We start from the raw sequence: 19,167 nt of genomic DNA on the forward strand, positions 1-19,167 counted from the left end.
ACGGATCCTCAGGCTCAGTGCTTGATCGGCGGCGTCGCGTACGACGGGTCCTCGGCACCCTTCACCGCGTGGCCACCGAACTGGTTGCGCATCGCCGCGATCGCCTTCATCGCGGGGGAGTCCTCCTGCCGCGACGCGAACCGGGCGAACAACGACGCGGCGATGGCCGGCACCGGTACGGCGTGGTCGATCGCGGCCTCCACGGTCCAGCGACCCTCGCCCGAGTCGTCGGCGTACCCGCGGATCTTGTCCAGGTGGGTGTCTTCCTTCAGCGCGTTCACCATCAGGTCGAGCAGCCAGGACCGGATCACGGTGCCCTCGCGCCAGGAGTCGAACGTGTCCGGCACGTTCTGCACGATCTCGGCGGCCTCGAGCAGCTCGAAACCTTCGGCGTACGCCTGCATGATCGCGTACTCGATGCCGTTGTGGACCATTTTGGCGAAGTGGCCGGCGCCGACCTTGCCGGCGTGCACGAAACCGAACTCGCCCTCGGGCTTGAGCGCGGTGAAGATCGGCATCAGGGTTTCGATGATGTCGTCGTCACCGCCGCACATCAGCGCGTAGCCGTTCTCCAGACCCCAGACTCCGCCGGACACACCGCAGTCGACGAACTTGATGCCCTTGTGCGACAGCAGTTCGGACCGGCGGATGTCATCGGTCCAGCGGCTGTTGCCGCCGTCGATCACGATGTCGCCCTCGGACAGCAACTCCGCCAGCTCGGTCAGCACCGGGTCGATGGCCTGCACCGGCACCATCACCCAGACGACCTTCGGCTGGTCCGTCGCCGTCAGCTTGCCGACCATGTCGGCGAGGTCGGTGGCATCGGAGATGTCCTGATTGTGGTCGAAACCGACAACGGTCAGGCCTGCGCCGCGAATCCGCTCGCGCATGTTGCCGCCCATCCGGCCGAGACCGACAAGGCCGAGCTCCATCGTGAATCCCCTTGTTCTGTTGGCGTCGCGAGGTGTCAGCTGTTCAGGCGGACCGGCATCAGCACGTACCGGAACTCACTGATCGGTTCGCCGTCGAAGTCCTTCACGCCGGTCAGTTCGGCCGGCTTCGTCGCCTGCGTGAAGGCCAGGTGCGCGACCGAGGTGCCGATCGCGTTCAGACCGTCCAGCAGGTACGTCGGGTTGAAACCCACGGTAACCGGCTCACCGACCACGCGCGCCTCGATCGATTCCGACGCCTGCGCCTCGTCGCCACTGCCGGCGTCGAGCGTGACGGTGTCCTCGGAGAACGTCAGCCGGACCGGCGCGTTCCGCTCGGCCACCAGCGCGACCCGCTTCACCGCCTCGACCAGGGTCGCGGTGTCGATCCGGACCCGGGTCGCGATCGCCGCGTCGGTCGGGATGATGCCGCGAACCTTGGGGAACTCGCCGTCGAGCAACCGGGTGGTCGCGCGCCGGTTGCCGCCGGAGACCTGGCCTTCGAAGCCGACGATGCCGTCACCGGTTCCCGGAGCGGCCAGGGAGACGATGATGTCGGTCCCGGTCATCGCTTTCGCGGTTTCCGACAGCACTCTGGCCGGGATAAGGGCTGCTGCAGAGGCATCCGGGGACTGCGGGCTCCATTCGAGCTCGCGAATCGCCAACCGGTAGCGGTCGGTCGCGAGCAGCGAGATCGTGGAGCCCTCGATCTCGACCCGTACGCCGGTGAGCACGGGCAGCGTGTCCTCACGGCCGGCCGCGGTGACCACCTGGGCGACTGCCTGAGCGAAAACGTCGCTACGAACGGTGCCGCTGGCCGCGGGAAGGTCCGGCAAAGCCGGATATTCCTCTGTGGGAAGCGTTTGGAGCGTGAACCGCGAGGTGCCGCAGGTGACTTGCGCCTTCGCGCCGTCCACAGCGATGTCCACGGGCTGGTTCGGCAGGCTCTTGGAGATGTCCGCGACCAGCCGGCCGGAGATCAGGCACTTGCCCGTGTCCGCCACCTGGGCCGGAACGGTCACCCGCACGGAGGTCTCGTAGTCGAATCCGGACAGGGTGATCTGCCCTTCCTCGGCCTCGACGAGGAGTCCGGCGAGGATCGGAACGCTGGGACGACTGGGCAAACTGCGCGCGGCCCAGGCCACCGACTCGGCCAGTACGTCGCGCTCGACGCGAAACTTCACCGCTGGGTGCCTCCTGATTCGGCTGTGTGCCAGGCAGATCCTGCCACGGACGGGTGTGATGTGCGCCAACAGGGCTTGACGTGGCGGTTCGGGCGGGTCGCGAGTCCTCGCCACCGAAGCCCGCGAGGCCACCCTGACAGGTCCTTCCGACAGTCCTCCGGAAGGGGCCGAAAGTCGAGTTTTCCCCAGGTTTGGCCGCACCACCCTTTTGTGGACTGGGACTTCCTTAGGGATTCCATAGGGTTCTTCGCACCGGTGGATAGTGTGGAAAAGCCGCGAGTTCGCAGGTCAGAGGCCGAAAGTGGCTGGGGACGAGGTGTGGACGAACTCGGGCGGTTCTCTGGACGGCTGGTGACGACGGATTTGTTCCACACAGCGAATCCACAGGCGAGACGAGAGTGTCCACCGGGATACCCACAGTTATCCACAGGACTGTCCCCAGCCTGTGTGGTTGCTGTGACCGCGTCGTAGCGCTCGGCGTACACGCTGTCCGACGGAGTCCACGAGGTCATTGCTGCTTGGCCTGGTGCTTGATCCGGTTGGTCAGTTCGGTCACCTGGTTGAACACGCTGCGGCGCTCCGACATCAGCTGCCGGATCTTCCGCTCGGCGTGCATCACGGTGGTGTGGTCGCGGCCGCCGAACTGCTGACCGATCTTCGGCAGGGACAGATCGGTGAGTTCGCGGCACAGGTACATCGCGATCTGGCGGGCCGTCACCAGCACCCGGCTCCGGCTGGATCCGCAGAGGTCGTCGATCGACAAGCCGAAGTACGAGGCGGTCTGGCCCATGATCATGCTGGCCGTCACCTCGGGCTTGCTGCCCTCGGGGATCAGGTCCTTGAGCACGATCTCGGCCAGCGACAGATCGACCGGCTGACGGTTCAGGCTGGCGAACGCCGTCACCCGGATCAGCGCGCCCTCGAGTTCACGGATGTTCGTCTGCACCTTCGAGGCGATGAACTCCAGCACCTCGGGCGGCGCCGTCAGCCGTTCCGTCGCGGCCTTCTTGCGGAGGATCGCGATCCGGGTCTCGAGGTCGGGCGGCTGGATGTCGGTGATCAGACCCCACTCGAACCGGTTCCGCAGCCGGTCCTCCAGCGCTTCCAGGCGTTTCGGCGCCCGGTCCGAGCTGATGACGATCTGCTTGTTCGCGTTGTGCAGCGTGTTGAAGGTGTGGAAGAACTCTTCCTGGGTCTGGATCTTGCCTTCCAGGAACTGGATGTCGTCGATCAGCAGTACGTCGACGTCGCGGTACCGGCGCTGGAACTGGGCGGCCTTGTCGTCGCGGATCGCGTTGATGAAGTCGTTGGTGAACTCTTCGCTGGAGACGTACCGGACCCGCGCACCCGTGTAGAGACTGCGGACGTAGTGCCCGATCGCGTGCAGCAGGTGGGTCTTGCCCAGTCCCGAGTCGCCGTAGATCAACTGCGGGTTGTACGCCTTGCCCGGGGCCTCGGCGACCGCGACGGCCGCGGCGTGCGCGAACCGGTTCGAGCTACCGATGACGAAGGTCTCGAACGTGTATTTCGGGTTGAGCCGCGCCTCGCCCTGTGAATCGGACGCCGACTGGATCGGCGAACCGTTCGGCGGCGGCGCGACCGACGTCGGCTGGCCGATCCGGTCCACCGGTGCGTGCTGGATCCCGTGCTGCTGGTTGGGCTGCATGGCCGGCTGCATCGACTGACTCGGCTGCATCGGCTGGCCGGGCTGCATGGACTGGCCGGGCTGGAACACCGCCGGCTGCTGCAGCGACTGCCCCGGCGCCAGCGCACCCGACTGGATCGGAGCCGACTGAACGGCGGGCGCCTGGACGACGGGTTGCGTCGGCGCGGGCTCGCGGAGCTCGGGATCCAGCGACGGGTCGACCGTGACGGCGATCCGGATGTCGCGGCCGAAGCTCTCGGTGAGGATGCGCTCCAGGTCGGGACGCAGCCGGGTCTCCAGCTGACCACGGGTGAAATCGTCCGGTACGGCGACGATCGCGGTGCTCTCGTGCAGCGTGACCGGCCGGGAATTCGTCAGCCAGGCCCGCTGGTTGGGTGGCAGGCCGGCCAGTACGCGGGTCCAGGCCTCGGTCAGATCCATCACTTCCGCCTTGCTTTCCGCATTGGCGGATTGGTCCTCGACCACGCGTTGCTCCCCGAATCCTTCGCTGCGGTGGCAGCGCCCGACCGCTGCGCGACCTTTCGACCCGACCCCCTGCCGGTGCGGCCCGGGGGCCACCTCCTGCAGTTGCTGTTCTCCTCGGCCGGTTTCCTCATTGTCCACACCCTTGTCCACAGTTGTGAACGAAGCGCGGAGCTACTTGGTTACCGACCTCTGGCGAGGGGACCTCTGCTGTGAGGGGCCGACGCTAACAAGTCCGGCCATGGCCATTCAAGCCGTCATCCACAGGCTATGGATGGCAAATTGGGGGCAACCTCCGGCGTGTCGGGTAGACGTCGGAGCGTGATCATGGTGGGACTGTCGCCGTGGGTAGCGGTTTCCGTCACTGCGTGACGGACCGTCGCCGGGGAGTGGACGACGGGATTGTTCCACAGGCCTGTGGAAAACTATGGGGACGGCTGGTTTGACCTGTCCACAGGCGGCCACGTACCGTGGATCGGTCGGTGTTGAACCGGCCGTTTCGTGCTGCGCTCCATGAGGAACCCTGGGTTTCTCGAGCGGTGAGCAGGATCTGCACCAAGGACAGCTCTACCAGTGGATCTGTCTTTCATCTTGATCTCGAGTAACCGGAGTCATTCCAGTGAGCAAGCGGACGTTCCAGCCGAACAACCGTCGCCGGCACAAGAAGCACGGCTTCCGTCTTCGGATGCGTACCCGTGCGGGTCGCGCGATCCTCGCCTCCCGCCGCACCAAGGGTCGTCAGCGCCTGGCGGCGTGAGCCGCCCGGCCGACACCCGCTGGTGACGGTGACCACCCCGTGTTGCCCTCGTCGCATCGGCTCCGCCGGTCCGACGACTTCCGTCGCGCCGTCCGATCCGGTCGGCGCGCTGGTCGGCGCGCGGTGGTGGTCCATCTGTTCTGCCCCTCCGGTCCACGACCGGCCGATGCCGAGCCTGCTCGCGTCGGATTCGTGGTGAACAAGGCGGTGGGGAACGCGGTTCTGCGGAACCGGGTTCAGCGCCGTCTGCGTGCTGTGATGGCGGCCCGGTTGAGCGACCTGCCGGCCGGCAGCCTGACCGTAGTACGGGCCCTTCCGGCGACGGCCACTTCGTCGTACGACGAACTCGTGGCTGATGTCGACGGCGCCCTGCAGCGTGTCCTGGGCGCGCGATGAAGCACTCGCCCGTCGCGTACGGGTTGATCGGCTTTCTGAAGGTGTACCGGAAGGTCGTCAGCCCGATGTACGGGCAGGTGTGCCGGTTCTACCCCAGTTGTTCTGCTTACGCGTTGGAAGCGGTCGAGCGTCACGGTGCGGTGCGCGGTAGCTGGCTGGCGGCGAGGAGACTCGCCCGCTGCCACCCGTGGAACCCCGGCGGCTACGACCCCGTTCCACCTAAAGATGTCGACCGCGGAGACCCGGTCTCCGCCAATCAGCCCGGACCGTCCGTGGACGCCGGGCCAGCGCAGCGAGGTGCTTGAGTGACTCTTCTGGCCATCCCCGAACTCGCCTTGTGGGACGGGATCGTAAGCATTTTCAACGCCGTCATGACGCCGCTGTACTGGGCGGTGTCGGCGCTGCTGGTGGGATGGCACTGGCTGCTGTCACAGGTCTTCGACCCGAACAGCGGCTGGGCCTGGGCGCTCTCGATCGCCGGCCTGACCATCGTCATCCGGACCCTGCTGATCCCGCTCTTCGTACGGCAGATCCGCTCCAGCCGGAACATGCAGCTGCTGCAGCCGAAGATGAAGGAACTGCAGAAGAAGTACGGCCACGACCGGGAGAAGCTCGGTCAGGAAATGATGAAGCTGTACAAGGAGACGGGCACGAACCCGTTCTCCTCGTGCCTGCCGCTGCTGCTCCAGTCGCCGATCTTCCTGGCGCTGTTCCGCGTGCTCGACTACGCGTCGAAGGGCAAGGCCCACAGCGGCATCATGGAGTCGCATGTCCAGTCGCTGCAGCACGCGAAGATCTTCGGCGCGGAGATCTCGCAGACGTTCCTGAAGGCCAGCGGCCCGGGCGAGTCGAACGTCAAGATCGTCGCCATCGTGCTCATCCTGCTGATGACCGCGACGATGTTCACCACGCAGCTGCAGCTGATGCGCAAGAACATGCCGAAGGAGGCCCTCGAGGGCCAGGCGGCGCAGATGCAGAAGATCATGCTCTACGTCTTCCCGGTGTTCTTCCTGATCGGTGGTTTCAACTTCCCGATCGGTGTGCTGATCTACTGGTTCGTCTCGAACCTGTGGACGATGGGCCAGCAGTTCTACGTGATCCGCCGCAACCCGGCTCCGGGCACCCCGGCGTACGACGCCATGCAGGCCCGCAAGCGGGAGCACAACCTGAAGGCCGGCCGCCCCGCGGATGCCGGCGAGGGTTCGACCGACACGATCACCGACACCCGTCCGGTCGTCCGCCAGCAGCCGAAGCGTCAGTCCCGCAGCGACCGGCGTACCGGTGGAGCGAGCGCGACGGCCGCGTCGACCGACAGGCCGACGGACACCCCGGTGGCCGACCCGGCCAGCAACGGTCAGACCAAGCAGACGAACAACGGCCAGCAGCCCGCCAAGAAGGCGGCGGCGAAGCAGACCGCGTCCGGCGCCAAGCGTCAGCCGGCCGCGAAGTCCCGCGCCGCACGGCAGGCAGCCCAGAAGAAGGCCGCGCAGAAGAAGCCCGGTGGTGGATCACCGGCCGCCCGCAAGACCGACAGCTGATCGGTCGGGGGCGGTTCCCCCGAGTTTTCTCTGCTTTGTACGACCTGGGTCCCCGTGGGGCGGATCTCGAACTGTGAAGGAGTGGCCGTGAGCGACGGCATGCAGGACAACGAGGCGACCGAGAAGTCTGCCCCGACGGCTAACGATCACCTGAAGGCACTGGAAGCCGAGAGCGACATCGCGGCCGACTACCTGGAAGAGTTGCTGGACATCGCCGACCTGGACGGCGACATCGACATGGACATCGACGGCGACCGTGCCGCGGTCTCGATCGTCGGCGCCGACCTGAGCAACCTGGTCGGCGAGAACGGCAAGGTGCTGGAGGCGCTGCAGGAGCTGACCCGGCTGGCGGTGTACCGGGAGACCGGTGAGCGCTCCCGGCTGATGCTCGACGTCTCGAACTACCGGGCGAACCGGAAGGCCGAGCTGGAAGAGGTCGGCCGCAAGGCGGTCGAAGAGGTCAAGGCCACCGGTACGTCGGTGCGGCTCGACCCGATGACCCCGTTCGAGCGCAAGGTCGTGCACGACGTTGTCGCCGCGGCCGGACTGACCAGCGAGTCCGAGGGCGAGGAGCCGCGCCGTCGGGTCGTCGTACAGCCCGCGCAATGATCGCCGCGTACTGCTCGTGACGGATCGCGTTTCACGTGAAACCCCGCCGCTCGTGGACAAGCTGTTTCCACGAGCGGCGGATCGGCTTGCGGCCTATGCCGAGTTGCTGGCAACCGAGGGCACGCTGCGCGGCCTGATCGGCCCGCGCGAAGTACCGCGGCTCTGGGAGCGGCATCTGCTGAACTGTGCCCTGCTCGAGCGGTTGATCCCGGAGCACTCCACGGTCGCCGACATCGGTACGGGAGCGGGGCTGCCTGGGATCGTGCTGGCGATAGTCCGGCCGGATCTCGAGGTGGCGCTGGTCGAGCCGTTGCTCCGGCGCACCACCTTCCTGGAGGAGGCGGTCGAACAACTCGGCTGCGACAACGCCGAGGTCGTCCGCGCCCGAGCAGAAGAGTTGCCCACGGCGTCGTACGACGTGGTCGCCTCGCGGGCCGTCGCTCCGCTCGGGAAGCTGGCCGGCTGGTGTCTGCCGTTGTGTGTCGAGGGCGGCCTGATGCTGGCGATGAAGGGCGCGTCCGCGGAGGAGGAACTGGCCGCCTCGGAGCGGGAGCTGGAAGCTCTCGGAGCCGAGGTTTGGCATGTTCACCAACTCGGTGTGGACGAACTGGCCCAGCCGACGACAGTCGTGAGTATTGTGGCCGGACGTGCTGCGCGGGGATCCCAGCACAGAAGACGCGGGAGGTGAGCGGGTTCGTGAGTCGCGCCCTCGGATGGCCTGACAAGAGCACCGGGGAACCCCGGACCACACAGGGGATCGGCTGGCCCTCTCCGGGTCCGGCGACAGTCCGCCTGGTGACGCCGGAGCCGGACGTACTCCCCGACAGCGAGCCGGATCCGTCCGACTCGACTGAACCCCGGCCGGCTAGTCCTGCAGAGGTTTCGTCGGGGTCGACGGCCGAGCATCAAGAGCGCGCGGCCGGCCAACCGGCACCCCCATCGATCAGCGCCTTCACCGGCGGTGCCGTGGGCTCGAGCGCGACTGCGGTGATCGACGCTGAGGCCGCGCCCGATGCTGCGGCAGTCACGCCGAGCTCGCCCGCTTCGGCTGTGCCGGACAGCAACTCAATCTCGTCCGCTGATGCTCCGTCGAACCTGTCCGCTCCTCCCTCACCGCTTCGGGCAGCGGCCTCGCTCGGTCTCGGCAGCGAGCCGATCGAGACGCCGTCGCCGGCAGTTTCACGTGAAACCGAGACCGACGTTTCACGTGGAACAGAGTCGCCGGCGGTCGCGGAGGAGGAGTTCCCGGAATCCCCACGACCTGTGGATGACTACCCCCTGGACACCCCTTCTCACGCGGGAATTCGTCCACAGAGGCCTGTGGATGAACCTGGGGGCAAACGCGCCCCGACCCCAACGGACATCCTCTTCGGGCCGAGTCCCGCACCTATTGGAATGGGCGCCATGACTGCCGCACAGATCGCCGCGCGGGCCACCTCGGACGAGCTTCAGCGACGCCTTCTCGAAACTCCGATCGCCGCCGCCACCGAACGGACCCTGCTCGTGAACGAAGGACGCACCATGGGCCGCGAGTTCCCGCTGCCCGCCGAAACCCGGGTCTTTGTCGTTGCCAACCAGAAGGGCGGCGTCGGCAAGACCACGACCACGGTGAACGTCGCAGCGGGCCTGGCGCTGTACGGTGCGCGGATCCTGGTGATCGATCTCGACCCCCAGGGCAACGCGTCGACGGCTCTCGGCATCGACCACTCGGAAGGAACGCCGGGTGTCTACGAAGCCGTCATCGAAGGCGAGCCGCTGAGCAAGCTCCTGGTCCCGTGTGCCGAGCACCCCGGCATCATGGTCGTGCCGGCGACGATCGACCTGGCCGGCGCGGAGATCGAACTCGTCAGCATCGTCGCTCGGGAGAGCCGGCTGAAGAGGGCGCTGGACGCGCACCTCGCCGAGACCGAGGCCGCGGGCGAGAAGTACGACTACGTCTTCATCGACTGCCCGCCGTCACTCGGCCTCCTCACCGTGAACGCGCTGACGGCCGCCCGCGAGGTCCTGGTCCCGATCCAGAGCGAGTACTACGCGCTCGAAGGTCTGTCCCAGCTCCTCCGCCACATCGACATGGTCAAGTCGCATCTCAACCCGACCCTGGATGTCTCCACCATCCTGCTGACCATGTACGACGCCCGCACCAAGCTCGCCGGCGAGGTGGCAGCCGAAGTCCGCGGCCACTTCCAGGACGCAGTACTGCGTACCGCGGTACCGCGCTCGGTCCGGATCTCCGAGGCACCCAGCCACGGGCAGACCGTGCTGGCGTACGACCCGGCCTCCGCAGGCGCGCTTTCGTACCTCGAAGCGAGCCGCGAGATCGCTATGCGCAACAACGCCTGAGTACGTCGGTACGGACCCGATCGCAGCGGCGCGAAGATCTTCGTGCCGACCGTGGTGGGGTGAGCAGTGAGCGGCTGGGTCGACCGGTTACCGTGGCGCAGACGGCGCTGCGCGAGCAGATCCCGGCTGGTGGTGAAAAGTTGTCTAGGGGGCGGCATGACTAAGTTGTGGTCAGTTCAGGGCAGTCGAATTTCAAGGGAGCGTCGATGAACACCCGACTCGGACGTGGGCTCGGTGCGCTGATCCCCAGCACGGCCACTCCCGGCACCACGGCCTTGGGTAGCAAGTCCAGCTCGATCCCGGGCGCGCCGCCGGCCAAGCCGGAGCCCGAGCTGACGGCGGTACCGGGCGCGGAGTTCGCCGAGATCGAGGTCGACAAGATCTCGCCGAACCCGAAGCAGCCGCGCAGCGTCTTCGACGAGGACGCGATGGCGGAGCTGGTCCACTCGGTGAAGGAGATCGGGCTGCTGCAGCCGATCGTGGTTCGCCGGCTCGAGGACGACAAGTACGAGCTGGTGATGGGGGAGCGCCGCTGGCGTGCGACCCAACTGGCCGGCCTGACGTCGATCCCGGCCATCGTGCGGGACACCTCCGACGACGTGATGCTCCGCGACGCGTTGCTGGAGAACCTCCACCGCAGCCAGCTGAACCCGCTGGAAGAAGCGGCGGCGTACCAGCAGATGCTCGACGACTTCGGCTGCACCCAGGAAGTCCTCGCGACCCGCATCGGCCGCTCGCGCCCCCAGATCTCCAACACCTTGCGTCTCCTGAAGCTCCCCTCCGGCGTCCAACGCCGCGTCGCCGCCGGCGTCCTCTCGGCCGGCCACGCCCGCGCGCTCCTAGGCCTTCCGAGCGGAGACGCAATCGAGCGCTTGGCCCAACGCATCGTCGCCGAAGGCCTCTCCGTCCGCACGGTCGAGGAGATCGTCGCCCTGGGAGACATGTCAGCCGATGACCCGATCCCGCCGCGCCGCCGCAACAAGCCGGTCGCCCCGCGCCTGGTCGACCTGGCCGACCGCCTCTCGGACCGCTTCGAAACCCGCGTCAAGGTAGACCTCGGCAAGACCAAGGGCCGCATCACCGTCGAGTTCGCCTCCATCGACGACCTGGAACGAATCGTCACCCTGATGGACCCCAACAAGCCAACCGACTAGCGACCCCCACCCCCACGCGCCCTCCCGCCCCTCGGCCGGAGGGCGCACCCATTTCCCCCAGCCGGCGCCGCCCCGACACTCGCCCGGACTACCCGGCGAACGCCCGAGATGTCGAAATAGTTCTGTGAGCGTCGTTCTAAGCCATCTCCACGATTCAACGCCGGACCGCCCATCGCCGAAATCACATCAGAACAGCCCCAGTAGGTGGCGCCCCACCTCCAGCGAGTCGCCAACTTCGCCCGATCTCAAGCCGCGCCCCGCCCACGGCACCGGCTGAAGAAGGGCACCTCGCTAGAGGAGCGAGACCGGAGCAGACGGTTCTGACGATCACTCATCACTCAATGGCAACCGAGCGCCGGCCAGCGAGACGTCTGATAGGTCGTGACCACACGTCAGATCTGCGCCGGCTCTACCGCGCGGCCCACCAGCCGCGTAGAACGGCGTGCCGGATAGTCCCTGGATGACTCCGCTTGAATCCCCGACCAGGTAGTCCGGCCTGCGCTTCCGGTCGCCGCCGCATTCCGTCGATCGCGATGCTCGAACGGTATGCCGGCCCAGCCAGCTTCGAACCGCATTCCGGTCAGTGCCTCGTCGGAAACTCCGGCACACCGAATCGCCTCGGCCGACTGAATCAAGCAGTCACTCGGACTTCGCTCGCCATTCGGTTGTACAGAGTGCGGAAGTGCCGGTTTCACGTGAAACCGACGAGGCGTCGACTGTCGACGCAGTCTTAGAGGCTGGGGGAGCCACGCGAACTGCGCACGTGGACCGCCGTCGACCCTCACCCGAGGCGGTGCAGGTCGCCATCACGTCGCCCTTCGAGGTCAGCCTTGGTGAAGGACGCGGTCGCAGACTGAAGATGCAGAGCCCCGATATGGGCGGCACCAAGCAAGAACGATCTCGAACATCTAGGTCATGATCGGTCACCCGGTCACCCGGTCACCCGGTCACCCGGTCACTCGTTCGCTGGGTGCTGCGGGTCTGCCGTTGGCCCTGGCGCCGGCTCGGGCGTCCTCGAGAACGTCAGTCCGACGCTGATCCTGGAGCCGCGCATCTCTCTCCGGGAGCCGTCAGGCGCGCGCTTCAAGGCTTCGCCGGCCACCGCGCGGTCGAGGTCCCGGGAATGGACCGGAGCAACGGCAGCGTCGGGCCAGCGTGAGTACCAGTACGCGCTTCGGCTGTCTTGGTCAGTGGTGTCGGTGCGACTTGGCGCGCCCGTGGGTGCGCTGAAGTGCACTGCAAAGAGGCAGGCGATTCCGGATGTGAACTCCGCGTACCGGGCTGCGGGCGGGTGTGGACCGTAGCTGCGCTCGTTGTCCGTCTCTGCCGCGCCAGCACGCCGGTTCTCAATCCACTAGTTCCCACGTCAGGTCGTGTCGACGCGGCTGGCTGTCAGGGGATGCAAGCGGAGAACCGGCCACTCAGCTTGGAGGCTTGTTGAGGTGGGCTTCGTCAGCTTGGGGCGGTTCAGCGGCGGCCGCACCTACTGGTGCCCCATCCCTGCGGTCAGCTCCCCAGCAACGTCGCCTTGTGCTCCGAAGGTCGCGGCACCTCTGCACGGCTCGGCCGACGCGGGATGGGTTTCGTACTCGTGCTCATTGCACGTTGGAACTCCGATGCCCGGCCTGGCGCTCGTGGTTGCATTCGCTTCTGCCGCGGTGGGCACGCCTTGCTCACTCGCTGGAGGGGTGGCGCTTGCGGGCTCGTGGCTTGCTGTCGGTGCGCGGCTGCGGCTCGGGGTGCCTCAGTCGGCAGCGTGCTGCGGCGCCGGCGGCGGCTTTGCCTCGCGTGCGGAGCGTTCCGCGTTCTGTGGCGGGCGCTTGGCGGCTACTGAAGGGGATCTGCGAGATTTGTCGACAAAAAGACTTGGAGATGAATCGGCCGATGTTTCATGTGAAACATCGGCCAGGGGTGGCGAGCGGAGGGAGGGTCAGGAGGGGGTGAGTTCGTGGGTGGTTTTGCGTTCGGCGTAGAAGGAGAGGAAGGGGATGGTGCCGGCGAGGGCTACCAGGACGAGGCGGGGGAGGCTCCAGCGGACTCGGCGGGCGAGGTCGAAGGATGCCAGGAGGTAGATCACGTAGAGGAAGCCGTGGAGAGGGCCGACTACGTTCATGGCGGACGGGTTGTCGCCTAGGTACTTGAGGGGCATGGCTACGAAGAGCAGGACCAGGAGCATGACGCCGACGATGTAGGCGATCACCCGGTAGCGGGTCAGGGCGCTGCGAGTCGCCGGTGAGATGGCGGGCGCGGTGGTGCTCGGGGTACCGGCTGGGCTGGCGGGGTCTGCGGGGGAGGTCACCTTGAAAAGGTACCGCTTGGAGATCCTTGGTCCTCGGCCCGGGGACTTCCGAGGTGGGGCTAGGGCGCCGGAGGTCGCAGGGCGAATGGGTGGAGGGGATCAACCGGGTGTCGCATCGCTGTGGGTGTCCACGGGGAGGGCGCGGGGAGGTCTCGGGCCTGCGGGGAAGCTCGGACGTGCGGGGAGGCTCGGACGCGCGGAGGGGACTAGGCCCGGGGTGGGGACTAGGTCCGGGGTTGGGGTGCGGCTGGGCCGGCGTGGGAGAGGACTAGGCCCGCGGGGGGAGTGCGGCTGGGCCGGGGTGGGAGGTGACTCGGCCGGGTGGGAGGGGACTCGGGCCGGTCGGGTGACTCGGGCGGGGTTGGAGGGGACTCGGGCCCGTCGGGGAGGGGACTCGGGCCGGTCGGGGAGGGGACTCGGGCCGGTCGGGGGGGGCTAGGCCGGGGTGGGAGGTGACTCTGGCCGGGTGGGGGTGCGGTGGGCGTCTTGGAGCATTCGGGTCCACATCCAGAGGGTGAAGGCGGCGAAGATCCACCATTGGAAGGCGTAGGCGACGTTGCGGAGGCCGGCGTGGTCGGTGGGTGGGGCGGGGGGTGGGACGACCGTGGGGGCCAACGTCGCCGGGGCGGGGGTGGATGAGGACATGACTACGAAGGCGTCGTAGATGCGGTAGTCGACCAAGTGGACGATGGTCGGGATCCGGAGGGACTGGAGGATGCGGCCCTCGGTGTCGTCGCCGGAGGCGTCTTGGGCTTCGGAGGCGACGATCGCGCCCACGAGTTGGACCTGGCCGGTTGGTGGCTTGGCGGCTGGGTCGGTAGCAGAGGGCACCCAGCCCCGGACGACCATGACGGCGCCCGATGGATTCGTGGTGCCGCCGTCGCCCGCACCACTGCCGGAGGTGTCCAGGAGTACGGGCGTGACAACCCAGAAACCGTTGCGGTCGCCCAGGCGGCGGTCCGAGATGTAGAGCTGGTCGGTGGCAGGGCCCCAGGTGCCGGTAACCGTGACCCGGCGGCCGACTGCCTTGGAAGGAAGGCCGGCGTCGATGGGGAAGAGGGACTGCAAGGCAACCGGAGCAGCCGCGGTGCGCTCGGCGGTCTTGGCTGCTGTCTTCGAGCGGTAGACGTCAAGCTGCCAGACACCGAGGACCGACATCACCGCCGCGATCGCGAGGGCGAGAGCGAGCAAGCCCAACCATCGCGGCGTGAGAAGTGTCTTCCACAGCGACCGGTTGGGCTCAGCCGGAACAGCAGCCTCGGGCTCGGTGGTCGGTGCGACAGGCATCAATACCTCAACGTGCTGCGGCGGCGGCCAACAGATCGCGGCACAGTACGCCGAGCTCGATGCCGGCCGCCTCGGCGGCCAGCGGAACCAGCGAGGTCTCGGTCATCCCCGGAGCCACGTTGACCTCCAGGAACCACGGCACGCCCTCGGCGTCCACGACGAGGTCCGACCGCGACAGATCCCGCAGGCCGAGTGCCCGGTGAGCCGTGATGGCCGCATCCGCACAAGCCGCAGCGACAGCGGGACCGAGCCGAGCCGGGACGATGAACTGCGTCGCGCCGGCCGTGTAGCGAGCCTCGTAGTCGTAGAAGCCCGAGTCCGGCTGGATCTCGACAGCAGGCAGCGGCCGCGGGCCGTCGCCGGTGTCGACCACCGTCACGGCGACCTCCGTGCCCACGATGTACCGCTCGATCAGAGCAACCGGTCCGTAGGCGTAGCTGTTCACCATCGCCGACGGCAGATCCTCGACCGCTCGCACGATCGACGCACCGAGGGCGGAACCACCACGGGCCGGCTTCACCACCAGCGGAAGACCGATCTGCTGGACGACGGCCTCCATCAACGCAGCCGCACCGAGTTCCCGGAACGTGTCGTGACCCAGCACGATCGACGGCGGCGTGTGCAACCCGGCCGAACCGACCATGGTGCTCGCGACCGGCTTGTCGAAGGCGGTCCGGCAAGCAGCGGCATCGGCGCCGACGTACGGAACGCCGTACAGGTCGAGGACCTGGCGGAGGGCGCCGTCCTCGCCGGTGACGCCGTGCAGGACAGGGAAAACCGCATTGGGGGGATCGTTGCGCAGCCGGTCGACGAGGCTCGCGTCGACATCGCGTTGCTCGACCTCCACACCGACGCTGCGTAGTGCTTCCGCAACGCGCCGGCCGGAGCGCAGCGAAACGTCGCGTTCGTGCGACAGCCCACCGGCAAGAACCAGCACTCGACCCAGATCACTCATAGAACTTTCCCGATCACTCGTGGGCGACTCCGGCGGGGCGCCGGTCCCGAGGCCCATTCGAACGGTACCGCTACCTGTCGGTGGACCGCGGAGCCGCCCGAAGATCCATGCGCAACCTTTGCGCGCACGGCATCAGCTCAACTCCGGTCCCGGAGCGTCGTAGTCGTGCCCGTGGCCGGCCGGCAACGGACCGAAGGTCTGCCGGAGCTCGAGCTCCTCGTTGATCACCGCGGACAGGCGGGCGACCCCTTCGGTGATCCGTTCGGGCGTCGGGTGACAGTAGGAAAGCCGCATGCACTGCGAGCCGAAACCGTCCGCAAAGAAGGCGGTTCCGGGCACATAGGCAACTCGCGCGGTGACCGCCCGCGGCAGCATCGCCTTGGCGTCGAGCCCGTCCGGCAGCGTCAGCCACACGTAGAACCCACCACCAGGCTTGGTCCACGTCGTTGCCGCAGGCATCTTGTCGGTCAGGGCCGCGAGCATCGCGTCGCGGCGCTCGCGGTACATCTCCCGGAACTGCTTCACCTGTCCCATCCAGTCGTGCCGGGACAAGTAGGACGAAATCGCCAGCTGGCTGAAGACGGGCGGGCACAGCGTCGCCGACTCCTGCGCCAGCACGAGTTTCTCCCGTACGGCGTGCGGCGCCGCCACCCAGCCGACCCGGAAGCCGGGCGCGAACGTCTTCGAGAACGAACCCAGGTAGATGACGCCTTCCCGGTCGTCGGCCCGGAGCGCCCGCATCGGGTCGCCGTCGAACCCGAGCAGCCCGTACGGGTTGTCCTCCAGCACCAGCAGGTCCGCCTTCTGGCAGATCTCCAGCACCTTCTTGCGCCGCTCGGCCGACAGCGAGATGCCGGCCGGGTTGTGGAAGTTCGGGATCGTGTAGAAGAACTTGATCTTCTTGCCGGCTGCCCGGACCGCTGAGATCGCCTGCTCCAGCGCCTCCGGCTGGACCCCGTCGTCGTCCATCGCGACGTGCACGACCTCGCACTGATACGCGCGGAACACACCGAGCGCCCCGACGTACGACGGGGCTTCGCAGATCACCACGTCGCCCGGGTCGCAGAACACCCGGGTGACCAGGTCCACCGCCTGCTGGCTGCCGACCGTGATGACCACGTCGTCGGGATGGGCGTCGATGCCCTCGATCCGCATCACGTCGCAGATCTGCTCGCGCAGGGTCGGGTCGCCCTGGCCCGAGCCGTACTGCATCGCGGTCGCGCCGTGGTCGACCACCAGGTCGCGGACCGCGCTGCCGACCACGTCGAGCGGCAGACCGGCGATGTTCGGCATCCCGCCCGCCAGTGAGACGACCTCGGGACGGCTGGCGACCGAGAACAGCGCCCGGATCTCCGATGCGGTCATGCCCTTGGTCCGTGCTGCGTACCGGTCGACGTAATTGTCGAGACGGGTCTGCCGGACGTCGGGCAGGTCAGCACTCACGGTGGCGCTCCAAGGCGGACTCGAGGGGAAGGTCCAGGTTACGCCGAAGTAGCCACCCGCTGGCGCGGGCCCGGGCTGCCGATCGGCGCGACCTCTCACTACCATGCCTTATAGGGGAAAGTTCGGCCATGTCACCGACTGGTGGCTGAGACAGCCGTCCAGACCCCTGCACACCTGGAAGGCAGGATCAGGATGAGCGTGGGCAAGACGTTCGGCTGGACCCTCGGCGGGCTGCTTCTCGGCGTCGCGGCCGGGTTCGCCGGTGAGCTGTTCCGGCGTCAGCCGGCCGACAAGGTGCAGCAGCGCTATGTCGCCCCCGAGGCGGCCGAGACACCCGACGCCAGGACACCGGCCCCGGCTGCGCGATGACGGCCTGGATGTCCTGATGGCCCGACGGCTGGAACCGCTGACGCTCGCCAACCTGGGCGACCTCCCGGCGCCCTGCCGTGCCTGCGTCTTCTGGGAGCTGGACCCGGTCGCCGCCCGCCAGGCCGGCCGCGCGGGTGACACCGAACTGGAGAAGGAAGCCTGGCTGTCGCAGTTGTTGCTCGACTGGGGTCAGGCGGGCGTCGTCCTGTACGTCGACGAAGAGCCCGCCGGGTACGCCGTCTACGCGCCGGCCGCCTATCTACCGAGGATTCAGGCCTTCCCGACCGCCCCGGTCAGCCCCGACGCCATCGTGCTGGCGACCGGGCGCATCCAGCCGCGGTACCTCGGGATGGGCCTCGGCAAGGTGCTGGTCCAAGCGGTCGCCAAGGATGTGCTCAAGCGCGGCTTCCGCGCGCTCGAGGCGTTCGGCGACTCCCGCTGGGACGGCCCGAGTTGTGTCTGGCCGACCGATTTCCTCCGCGCGGTGGGCTTCGGCGTCGTCCGTGATCATCCACGCAATCCCCGGCTCCGGCTCGATCTGCGGTCCACGGTGACCTGGCGCAGCGAGACGGCCGCGGTGGTCGAGCGACTGATCGGTGCCATCAGGCCCGAGCACTCGCCGCCCGCGCCGGTGACCGTGCGCGACGGTCTCAGCCGCGAGCCGTTGAAGTAGGCGCCTCATGGTGTACCGCTTCCTCGCTGACCTGGTGATGGTGGTGCACGGCGCGCTACTGGTGTTCTTCCTGGTCGGCGGTTTCCTCGCCTGGCGCTGGCGGCGACTGATCTGGCTCCACCTGGGGATCGGCCTGTGGAACCTCAGCATCGTGATCCTCGACTTCGGCTGCCCGGTGACCGCGCTGGAGAAGGAGCTCCGCCGGCGCGGCGGTGAGCAGCCGTACGTCGGCGGCTTCATCCAGCACTACGTGGAGGGCACGATCTACCCGGTCGGCTACACCTGGGTCGCGGAGAAGGTCGGTTTCGCCCTACTGGTGATCTCGTACGCCGGATTCTTCGTACTCCGGCGTCGCCGGCGAGCCCGCGTGAGCGCCTGAGTCAGGGACACTTCAGTGGAGACCCCGACGTGCTCCACCCGGCCCGGCCGCATACTGGTAGGCGTGCCCGCCACAGAGACCAGCCGAGCTCCGGTCGAGACGTACTTGGCCGAACTGAGCCGGGCCCTGAGCGGACCCCGGCGTCGTCGCGCCGACCTGATGGCCGAGGCGCGGGACAGTCTGGAGGACGCCACCGAGGCGTTCGAGGCCGGCGGCCTGAGCCGCTGGGACGCCGAGCAGCACGCGGTCGCCGACTTCGGCGAGCTCGACGAGGTGGTGCCTGGCTATCGCGCCGAACTCGGGATCGCGCAGGGACGGCGTACGGCGCTGGCGCTGTGCCTGGTGATGCTGGCGCAGCCGATCATCTGGAAAGAAGGGCTCTGGGCCTGGAACCGCGACTCCGGCTCACCGACCGCCTACACCGCGTTCCTCAACGATCTGGTGATGGTGATCGGCATGCTGACGATCGTGGGGAGCGTGCTGGCCCTGCTCGCCTCGGGGATCGGGCTGCGCTACCCGGCTGTCCGCGATCGCGCGACCCGGGCGATCGCGGTCTTCGCTCTGCTCAGCGGAGGCGCGGTCAGCGTGGTCGCTATCGCTTTGTCGACATCCAGTGCGTTGGCCGAGCGCTCCGGCCCGGACGGCATAGCGGTCGTCCTCGGTTTCGTGCTGTTCCCACTTCTGCTCGTGGGCCGATCTGCTCGCCGCTGCCTGCGCCTGGCCTAGC

The 19,167-nt window shown here is 67.8% G+C and carries 19 protein-coding genes; 12 read left to right on the forward strand and 7 right to left on the reverse strand.

Going from position 1 to position 19,167, the window contains the following annotated elements; genetic code table 11:
• Positions 1-14 precede the first annotated feature (14 nt).
• The 3 genes from gnd to dnaA form a co-directional block, all read right to left on the reverse strand.
• Positions 15-932 carry a phosphogluconate dehydrogenase (NAD(+)-dependent, decarboxylating) gene (gnd, locus tag EV138_RS16915; protein ID WP_133979872.1) on the reverse strand — a complete coding sequence of 306 codons (918 nt, stop codon included), beginning with the start codon at positions 930-932 and terminating at the stop codon, positions 15-17.
• 35 nt (positions 933-967) lie between these two features.
• Positions 968-2,113, reverse strand: coding sequence for a DNA polymerase III subunit beta (dnaN, locus tag EV138_RS16920; protein ID WP_133979873.1), 1,146 nt, complete (start codon positions 2,111-2,113; stop codon positions 968-970).
• A 508-nt stretch (positions 2,114-2,621) separates the two neighbouring features.
• Positions 2,622-4,199 carry a chromosomal replication initiator protein DnaA gene (gene dnaA / locus EV138_RS16925; protein ID WP_133981955.1) on the reverse strand — a complete coding sequence of 526 codons (1,578 nt, stop codon included), beginning with the start codon at positions 4,197-4,199 and terminating at the stop codon, positions 2,622-2,624.
• 661 nt (positions 4,200-4,860) lie between these two features.
• On the opposite strand from dnaA, the gene rpmH reads away from it, so the two are divergent.
• From rpmH to EV138_RS16965, 8 genes are all read left to right on the forward strand, one after another.
• On the forward strand, positions 4,861-4,998 hold the full coding sequence (gene rpmH, locus EV138_RS16930) for a 50S ribosomal protein L34 (RefSeq protein ID WP_133979874.1): 138 nt from the start codon (positions 4,861-4,863) through the stop codon (positions 4,996-4,998).
• A gap of 39 nt (positions 4,999-5,037) precedes the next feature.
• Positions 5,038-5,394 (forward strand): ribonuclease P protein component, encoded by a 357-nt coding sequence (gene rnpA / locus EV138_RS16935; RefSeq protein WP_133979875.1) that lies wholly within the window; start codon positions 5,038-5,040, stop codon positions 5,392-5,394.
• Positions 5,391-5,699, forward strand: coding sequence for a membrane protein insertion efficiency factor YidD (gene yidD, locus EV138_RS16940; protein ID WP_133979876.1), 309 nt, complete (start codon positions 5,391-5,393; stop codon positions 5,697-5,699). The genes rnpA and yidD overlap by 4 nt, the downstream gene beginning before the upstream one ends.
• Complete coding sequence (gene yidC, locus EV138_RS16945) at positions 5,700-6,932, forward strand: membrane protein insertase YidC (RefSeq protein ID WP_133979877.1); 1,233 nt, start codon at positions 5,700-5,702, stop codon at positions 6,930-6,932.
• Between the two features lie 87 nt (positions 6,933-7,019).
• The gene (locus EV138_RS16950) at positions 7,020-7,541 is read left to right on the forward strand and encodes a Jag family protein (protein ID WP_439648991.1); all 522 of its coding nucleotides are present in this window, start codon (positions 7,020-7,022) and stop codon (positions 7,539-7,541) included.
• A gap of 52 nt (positions 7,542-7,593) precedes the next feature.
• Positions 7,594-8,229: a 16S rRNA (guanine(527)-N(7))-methyltransferase RsmG gene (gene rsmG, locus EV138_RS16955; protein WP_133979878.1), complete on the forward strand. Its 636-nt coding sequence runs from the start codon at positions 7,594-7,596 to the stop codon at positions 8,227-8,229.
• A gap of 716 nt (positions 8,230-8,945) precedes the next feature.
• Positions 8,946-9,881 (forward strand): ParA family protein, encoded by a 936-nt coding sequence (locus EV138_RS16960; protein ID WP_166678619.1) that lies wholly within the window; start codon positions 8,946-8,948, stop codon positions 9,879-9,881.
• Positions 9,882-10,087: 206 nt separating this feature from the next.
• Complete coding sequence (locus tag EV138_RS16965; protein WP_133979879.1) at positions 10,088-11,035, forward strand: ParB/RepB/Spo0J family partition protein; 948 nt, start codon at positions 10,088-10,090, stop codon at positions 11,033-11,035.
• 1,930 nt (positions 11,036-12,965) lie between these two features.
• Here the strand turns inward: EV138_RS16965 and EV138_RS16970 are convergent.
• From EV138_RS16970 to EV138_RS16985, 4 genes are all read right to left on the reverse strand, one after another.
• Positions 12,966-13,334, reverse strand: coding sequence for a DUF3817 domain-containing protein (locus tag EV138_RS16970; protein WP_133979880.1), 369 nt, complete (start codon positions 13,332-13,334; stop codon positions 12,966-12,968).
• A 435-nt stretch (positions 13,335-13,769) separates the two neighbouring features.
• Entirely contained in the window at positions 13,770-14,621 is an 852-nt protein-coding gene (locus EV138_RS16975) for an SURF1 family protein (RefSeq protein WP_133979881.1), read from the reverse strand.
• 7 nt (positions 14,622-14,628) lie between these two features.
• Entirely contained in the window at positions 14,629-15,576 is a 948-nt protein-coding gene (locus tag EV138_RS16980; protein ID WP_112245037.1) for a D-alanine--D-alanine ligase family protein, read from the reverse strand.
• 132 nt (positions 15,577-15,708) lie between these two features.
• The gene (locus EV138_RS16985) at positions 15,709-17,019 is read right to left on the reverse strand and encodes an aminotransferase-like domain-containing protein (protein ID WP_133979882.1); all 1,311 of its coding nucleotides are present in this window, start codon (positions 17,017-17,019) and stop codon (positions 15,709-15,711) included.
• Between the two features lie 192 nt (positions 17,020-17,211).
• On the opposite strand from EV138_RS16985, the gene EV138_RS37315 reads away from it, so the two are divergent.
• The 4 genes from EV138_RS37315 (at position 17,212) to EV138_RS17000 (ending at position 19,166) form a co-directional block, all read left to right on the forward strand.
• Positions 17,212-17,388 carry a hypothetical protein gene (locus EV138_RS37315; RefSeq protein WP_166678620.1) on the forward strand — a complete coding sequence of 59 codons (177 nt, stop codon included), beginning with the start codon at positions 17,212-17,214 and terminating at the stop codon, positions 17,386-17,388.
• A gap of 16 nt (positions 17,389-17,404) precedes the next feature.
• Positions 17,405-18,061, forward strand: a complete 657-nt coding sequence (locus tag EV138_RS16990) for a GNAT family N-acetyltransferase (RefSeq protein WP_133979883.1) — start codon at positions 17,405-17,407, stop codon at positions 18,059-18,061.
• A gap of 7 nt (positions 18,062-18,068) precedes the next feature.
• Entirely contained in the window at positions 18,069-18,440 is a 372-nt protein-coding gene (locus tag EV138_RS16995; RefSeq protein WP_133979884.1) for a DUF2784 domain-containing protein, read from the forward strand.
• A 63-nt stretch (positions 18,441-18,503) separates the two neighbouring features.
• Complete coding sequence (locus EV138_RS17000) at positions 18,504-19,166, forward strand: permease prefix domain 1-containing protein (protein ID WP_133979885.1); 663 nt, start codon at positions 18,504-18,506, stop codon at positions 19,164-19,166.
• The last annotated feature ends 1 nt before the right edge of the window (position 19,167 follow it).

It is taken from the genome of Kribbella voronezhensis, assembly GCF_004365175.1.
Lineage (GTDB): Bacteria > Actinomycetota > Actinomycetes > Propionibacteriales > Kribbellaceae > Kribbella > Kribbella voronezhensis.